The 6,391-nt window shown below is 40.9% G+C and carries 7 protein-coding genes and 1 pseudogene; 5 read left to right on the top strand and 3 right to left on the bottom strand.

The genetic code is table 11. The annotated features are described in order from the left end of the window. Both FTV09_RS11680 and FTV09_RS11675 read left to right on the top strand, forming a co-directional pair. Nucleotides 1–110: pseudogene (locus FTV09_RS11680) on the top strand (IS701 family transposase); the annotation flags it as partial. Nucleotides 111–284: 174 nt separating this feature from the next. Further along, nucleotides 285–1,148, top strand: a complete 864-nt coding sequence (locus FTV09_RS11675; RefSeq protein ID WP_180058403.1) for a LysR family transcriptional regulator — start codon at nucleotides 285–287, stop codon at nucleotides 1,146–1,148. Between the two features lie 63 nt (nucleotides 1,149–1,211). Here FTV09_RS11675 and FTV09_RS11670 read toward each other — a convergent pair whose 3' ends face one another. From FTV09_RS11670 to FTV09_RS11660, 3 genes are all read right to left on the bottom strand, one after another. After that, nucleotides 1,212–1,454 carry a DUF2789 family protein gene (locus tag FTV09_RS11670; protein WP_067763876.1) on the bottom strand — a complete coding sequence of 81 codons (243 nt, stop codon included), beginning with the start codon at nucleotides 1,452–1,454 and terminating at the stop codon, nucleotides 1,212–1,214. A gap of 99 nt (nucleotides 1,455–1,553) precedes the next feature. Then, the gene (locus FTV09_RS11665; RefSeq protein WP_067763879.1) at nucleotides 1,554–2,033 is read right to left on the bottom strand and encodes a DUF2628 domain-containing protein; all 480 of its coding nucleotides are present in this window, start codon (nucleotides 2,031–2,033) and stop codon (nucleotides 1,554–1,556) included. Nucleotides 2,034–2,132: 99 nt separating this feature from the next. Beyond that, on the bottom strand, nucleotides 2,133–2,789 hold the full coding sequence (locus tag FTV09_RS11660) for an HAD family phosphatase (RefSeq protein ID WP_067763883.1): 657 nt from the start codon (nucleotides 2,787–2,789) through the stop codon (nucleotides 2,133–2,135). A 181-nt stretch (nucleotides 2,790–2,970) separates the two neighbouring features. On the opposite strand from FTV09_RS11660, the gene FTV09_RS11655 reads away from it, so the two are divergent. From FTV09_RS11655 to FTV09_RS11645, 3 genes are all read left to right on the top strand, one after another. Continuing rightward, a complete protein-coding gene (locus FTV09_RS11655) occupies nucleotides 2,971–3,450 on the top strand; it encodes an RNA pyrophosphohydrolase (RefSeq protein WP_180058402.1) in 480 nt (159 codons plus the stop codon). Between the two features lie 77 nt (nucleotides 3,451–3,527). After that, a complete protein-coding gene (ptsP, locus tag FTV09_RS11650) occupies nucleotides 3,528–5,825 on the top strand; it encodes a phosphoenolpyruvate--protein phosphotransferase (protein ID WP_067763889.1) in 2,298 nt (765 codons plus the stop codon). A 79-nt stretch (nucleotides 5,826–5,904) separates the two neighbouring features. Beyond that, on the top strand, nucleotides 5,905–6,333 hold the full coding sequence (locus FTV09_RS11645; protein WP_180058387.1) for a hypothetical protein: 429 nt from the start codon (nucleotides 5,905–5,907) through the stop codon (nucleotides 6,331–6,333). Nucleotides 6,334–6,391: the final 58 nt, after the last annotated feature.

Raw genomic sequence — 6,391 nt, 5'->3', positions numbered from 1 at the left:
AAAATGTATATCGTTGGCAGAAGAAATTATTTAGACCAGTTATCAAAAACTTCATTGATGACTTTATTCTCGATAAAAATCATCTGCTACCACAGAGAATCTATAAATAATAGTGCGTAAGTCCTAACTTAAATAAAAATAACCCTGTGTTACTTATGCAAAATAATGATAGCAAACGTAATGAATGCTTAGTTTTAAATCAAAAGATACAACTTTCCCTTTGATTTATTCTTAAAATATTATAACAATGCATATAAGCATAAAAATTCTTTATAGGAATGAAGATGAATCTCGCAGCCTTTGAAGCCTTTGTAAAAGTCATGGAAACTGGTTCGATCTCCTTGGCAGCAGATCAACTCTTCATTACCCAACCTGCTGTCACCAAACGTATTCATAGTTTAGAAGAATACTTTGGCGTGAAATTATTTGAATCTGCCGGTCGTGGTGTACAAGCTACGCATGCTGCAAATTCACTTTTGCCAAAAGTAAAAAACTGGTTGAATGAATTGGGTGATATTCACCATACCTTGAGCCATGAACAAGGTATGGTACAAGGCAAATTAAAAATTGGTACTAGCCATCACATTGGTTTACATCATTTGCCACACCACTTACAGCGCTATGTACAACAATATCCTGAAGTGACTTTAGACGTACATTTTGTTGATTCAGAACAAGCGCATGAGCAAGTCCTTGCAGGCGATCTTGAATTGGCATTTTTAACCTTGCCACCGCAAGGTGATAGTCGTTTGAAATACATTACGACTTGGAATGATCCATTGGTATTTGTGGTATCACCTTTCCATCCTTTAGCACAAATTGAACATTTAACTTTAGAAGATTTGATTCAATACCCAAGTCTATTGCCTGCTGCACAGACTTATACCAGTCAAATCACTCTAGCTGAATTTGAAAAGCATGGACTCAAACCAAAAGTAACCATGAGTAACAATTCTCTTGAATCAATTCGAATGTTGGTATCGATTGGTCTAGGTTGGTCAGTTTTACCTAAAACCTTATTGAACCAGGACTTAAAACAGTTAGATTTAGCTTCGAATATGAATCGTAAATTAGGGATCGTTTGGCACCCAGGCCGTACCCAATCTCGTGCTGCTGAAAAATTAGTTGAATTGATGAAAGATATTTAATGCTTCAATAGACAAAGCAAAAGCCACCTGTACGGTGGCTTTTTTTATAACAAAAAAAGGAATCTATTTTGTCACTGAATCTTCATGCAAAGATTCATTGAGCTGATCGATAATAATCGCCCATTCACCATCAGACTTAATTTTTTCTGCCAAAAATTGACGCTGCCCCTCAGTCCAATAATCAGCTTCAGTAATTTTGGTATGCGCACTCAATTGATGGGTCACAATAAACAAAGCAATTGCTTCTTCGCTTGACTCCAAGCCTAGCTGTTCAAATAGATTCGTCATACGTGGACGTACACTCATTGTTATGCTCCTCAGCCGATTTTATTGGGATGTTTTAATCTTCAATTGTTCTGCTCTAAGGATATAACATGGAACATCCATGTACTCAATTATAGAATTCTATAGCGGTGAAAAATGAATAAAAGGCAGGCTCAACATCACCACCACCACGATTTGAATAAATAACCATAACACAGGTACGCCTAGACTTACGCCACCTTCTTCAGCAAAGACCTTTTCATTGTATTTGGGGTGATTCATATAAGCTTTGGTTTTTTGCTGTGCAAATTTGAGGTACAAATCTTTGCCCATCAAGCCAATCAATATGTTAGGTACAAATGACAATGCGGCAATGGATTGTACAGATAGTCCAACAATTTCCACTACCAATCCCACCACGAACATAATTGCAAGCCACAAGAAGAAGTAGCTATACATTTTGCGATATAGCAGCCAATACACCCCAAAAATTAAACCCGCCCAGCTCAAAGCTAATGGTTTCGTTGTCACATTTTTCTGTTCAAGATAACTTAAATAGTGTGCTGCTCTTGGCCCAATAAAAATACGTAGTAAATGTTTAAAATTTTCTGCTGGCTGCATAAAAAGAAAAATTAAAGGAATATTAAGCTTAGTGTAGCGAATATTCGCTACATAAAAAAAGCACCCGAAGGTGCTTTAAATGACACTGCTGTAAAACTGTTAAGCTTGGATTGACCAATCCTGAATATCCCAGCCCTGTTCTTTGGCTAAAATTTCTAAGCGATCATCTGGGTTGACTGCAATCGCATGATCCGCATATTCCAATAAGAATCGATCATTGATTGAATCTGAATAAGCCCAAGATTCCGTCACATCACGGCCTTCAAGCCATTGATTGAGACGTACTAATTTGCCCTTTTGGTAGCACGGGGTATTGATCACTTTTCCTGTGTATTTACCATCCACAATTTCTGCATTTGTAGCGATAATTTCGGTAATACCAAACTCACGGAAAATCGGGGCGGTAATAAAATCAGATGTTGCTGTAATCCCAACCAATTGATGGCCCGCCTCTTGATGGCGTTGAATTGCTGCAAAACCTTCAGGGCGCATTTGTGCACGAATCACTTTTTTCATGAACAGTTCATGCAACTCAGTTAAATAAGAGGTGTCATGCTGCGTTAAAAACTGAAAGACAAATTCATTGTAAGCAATTGGATCAAGCTGACCTTTTTTATAATCGTCATAAAACTTGTCATTCATAGCACGGTGATGAATCGGATCAACCAAGCCTTCATTGACCAAAAACTCTCCCCATGAATGGTCTGAGTCGGTATTTAATAAGGTGTGATCAAGGTCAAACAGTGCCAATTTCATGAAAATACTCGTAAAAGCTGAAATTTAAGAAAAAAATTGTAAATCTATCTCCGCTAGTCGATAGAAATTCGTTAAGATCATAACAATTTTAACATTTTTACACTTTGCTTTTTCGAGATGGACACAGAAATAAACGTCCCCGAGCACAAAGTCATAAATTAGACAATTTTTAGGTAGCCAAATGATCGATTCAGAAGGTTTCCGACCCAACGTCGGGATCATTTTGGCAAACGACATTGGACAAGTTTTATGGGCAAAGCGCATTGGTCACAATGCTTGGCAATTTCCACAAGGTGGTATCCAACATGGAGAAACCCCCGAACAGGCACTTTACCGTGAGCTGAGAGAAGAAGTTGGCTTACTGCCCGAACACGTCCAGGTGATAGCACAAACCCAAGGGTGGTTGCGCTATCGTTTGCCGCATCGGTATATACGCACGGATTCAGACCCTGTATGTATTGGTCAAAAACAAAAGTGGTTTTTACTCAAACTGACGGCTTCAGCACACAATATTCAGCTGGATTTGTCAGACCCACCAGAGTTTGATCAATGGCAATGGGTCAGCTACTGGTATCCATTGGGTCAGGTCGTGAATTTTAAGCGTGATGTATACCGCAAAGCCATGGTGGAACTGTGCAATCAGCTTCCACAGAAACCATAAAAATTTGCCCAGCTTGTGCAGATTTTTTAGATGAGTGTTGTTATAAATAAAACAGAATAAATTAAGGAGCAGAGCCGATGTCGAACATGCAGCTGGATACATTAAGACGCATAGTCCAAGAGATTAATGCGTCAGCCAGTTTGCATGAATCATTAGACATTATGGTCAACCAAGTGGCTGAAGCCATGCATGTTGATGTTTGCTCCATTTACCTGCTTGACGAACGTAATCATCGTTATTTACTGATGGCTTCAAAGGGTTTAAACCCTGAAGCTGTGGGTCATGTTTCATTACACACCAGTGAGGGTCTGGTGGGTTTGGTGGGACAACGTGAAGAAATCGTCAACCTAGACAACGCACCGAAGCATGAACGCTTCATGTACTTACCGGAAACCGGCGAGGAAATTTATAATTCCTTCCTTGGTGTACCTGTCATGTACCGCCGAAAAGTAATGGGCGTATTGGTGGTTCAAAACAAAGAACCTCAAGATTTCTCTGAAGCAGCAGAATCTTTCCTTGTCACCTTGTGTGCACAACTGTCAGGGGTAATTGCCCATGCACATGCTGTGGGCAATATTGAAGTATTCCGTAAGCCAAATAATTTGCCCGCGTACAAAACCTTCCAAGGTATATCAGGTTCAGGTGGTATCGCACTGGGTCGCGCGGTAATCCTCTATCCACCAGCCGATTTAGCCTCAGTACCCGACCGCGAAGCCGATGACATTAGTGAGGAATTAGAATTACTTGATAATGCCATCGATTCGGTGCGTCAAGAAATTCAGTCGCTTGATGACAAAATGCAAGATGCCTTGATGGCTGAAGAACGTGCACTATTTAGCGTATTCTTACGTATGTTGGATGAAAATGCCCTTCCCGCTGAAATTAAAAACGAAATTCGCGACGGTCACTGGGCACAAGGTGCTGTTCGCATTGTCATTGATAAGCACATCGCACTGTTCGCACAGATGGAAGATGACTACTTACGTGAACGCGTTTCCGACTTAAAAGACCTTGGTCGTCGTATTTTAGCTTTCTTGCAAGAAGCCGATGCGAGCCATCGTGAAATCACAGATGAAAGCATTTTAATTGGCGATGAAATTTCCACGGCAGCTTTGGTTGAACTGCCAGTCGATAAAATTGCGGCAATTGTCACCACTGAAGGGGCAATGAACTCGCACATGGTCATTGTAGCGCGTGCCCTTGGTATTCCAACGGTCGTTGGTGTAACAGAACTTCCGATTAATACCCTTGATGATGTTGAAATGATTGTCGATGCGCATCAAGGCCGTGTATTCATCAATCCACCACGTCGCTTACGTACTCGCTATAAAGAAATTCAAAAAGAAGAAGAACAGATTGCTAAAGATTTAAAGCAATATGAAACAAAAGATGCCATTACTCCAGATGGTGTCGCAGTTAAACTGTATGTGAATACAGGCCTCATGATTGATGTAGTTCGTGGTGTACAACGTGGTGCCAAAGGTGTCGGACTCTATCGTTCTGAAATTCCGTTTATGCTACGTGACCGCTTCCCCGGCGAAGAAGAACAGCGAGCGATTTACCGTCAGCAGCTCAGTCACTTTGCCAATAAACCCGTGGTGATGCGTACTCTCGATATTGGTGCAGATAAAGACTTACCTTATTTCTCCATTGAAGAAGAAAACTCAGCACTCGGTTGGCGTGGTATTCGTTTTACCCTAGATCATCCTGAAATTTTTTCTTCGCAAATCCGTGCAATGCTCAAAGCGAGTATTGGCTTAAATAACTTACATATTTTACTGCCAATGGTGACCAGTGTTAGCGAGGTTGAAGAAGCGTTATACCTCCTTGAACGCGATTGGGTTGCTGTACAAGAAGAAGAACAAGTAAAAATTACCAAACCTAAAATTGGCATAATGGTCGAAGTGCCAAGTGTACTTTTACAAATTGAAGAATTCGCAGAATTAGTCGACTTTTTCTCGGTGGGTTCAAACGATTTAACCCAGTATTTATTGGCTGTTGACCGTAATAATCCGCGCGTTGCCAACTTATATTCACATTCGCACCCGGCTGTGCTGCGTGCACTGACACGTTTAGTTCAACAGTGTCATGAATACGACAAACCAATCAGCATTTGTGGTGAGATGGCAGGTGATCCTTTAACCGCTATTCTATTAATGGCAATGGGCTTCAACACCCTATCCATGAGTTCAAGCAATATTTTGAAAGTGCGTAAAGCGATTTGTCATGTTCCGATGCCTGATGCAAAGGAATTATTGGAACGCGCGGTGAATATGAGTAATCCGCTGATGGTGAAAAGTATGATGGAATATTACTTTAAGACACATGGTCTCGGCGATATGGTGAAATCTGCAACACGAATCGTGAGTGCTTAAGACCACTCATGTAAAATAATAAAACGAGGTGATGATGGATTTTTTATTTTTTCTGGCTTTTGTCGCAATTGCCTTTTATATGACAAAGATCCATCCGCAACTCAAACAAAAAATGTTAGAGCTGCAACACGACACACCGATTGAAAAAGCATCCTCAACTCGACCCAGACCGGCCCAAGCACAACAAGTCAATACACGTCCAACCAAGCCAACAAAATCCAAAGCTCCGGTCAGCCGCTCTCGTACTCTCCCCTTACTCGGTATAGAAATTACTGCGTCACAACAGCGCCGCTTAGGTAAAAATGATCCATCGGTACTGGCTGCACAGCACGCCAAACAGCTAAATCAGACGCAGCACAGCGACTCAACATGGTTTGAGCAATTGACCAATCAAGTGGAACACGTACTCCAACAACCTAATGACGCCGTAAAACATCAAAGCACAGCGCCCAAAACTCAACAAAAATCTGCATTCAACAAAATGTTTGAAGACTTATTTTCAAAATAAGCGGTGTTTTAAGGCTCTAAATTTCAACTCAAAACCAATGCTCTAAATCCCGCATGGA

The sequence above is a fragment of the Acinetobacter sp. YH12227 genome (assembly GCF_013417785.1).
GTDB classification, from domain to species: domain Bacteria; phylum Pseudomonadota; class Gammaproteobacteria; order Pseudomonadales; family Moraxellaceae; genus Acinetobacter; species Acinetobacter gandensis.
This window is presented reverse-complemented; position numbering and strand designations above follow the sequence as displayed.

Excerpts from the sequence above, each read along its gene's own strand:
- FTV09_RS11645 (WP_180058387.1), top strand. The coding sequence starts at position 5,905 with ATGACAAAGATCCATCCGCAACTCAAACAAAAAATGTTAGAGCTGCAA.
- FTV09_RS11655 (WP_180058402.1), top strand. The coding sequence starts at position 2,971 with ATGATCGATTCAGAAGGTTTCCGACCCAACGTCGGGATCATTTTGGCA.
- FTV09_RS11665 (WP_067763879.1), bottom strand. The coding sequence starts at position 2,033 with ATGCAGCCAGCAGAAAATTTTAAACATTTACTACGTATTTTTATTGGG.
- FTV09_RS11675 (WP_180058403.1), top strand. The coding sequence starts at position 285 with ATGAATCTCGCAGCCTTTGAAGCCTTTGTAAAAGTCATGGAAACTGGT.
- FTV09_RS11670 (WP_067763876.1), bottom strand. The coding sequence starts at position 1,454 with ATGAGTGTACGTCCACGTATGACGAATCTATTTGAACAGCTAGGCTTG.
- FTV09_RS11660 (WP_067763883.1), bottom strand. The coding sequence starts at position 2,789 with ATGAAATTGGCACTGTTTGACCTTGATCACACCTTATTAAATACCGAC.
- ptsP (WP_067763889.1), top strand. The coding sequence starts at position 3,528 with ATGTCGAACATGCAGCTGGATACATTAAGACGCATAGTCCAAGAGATT.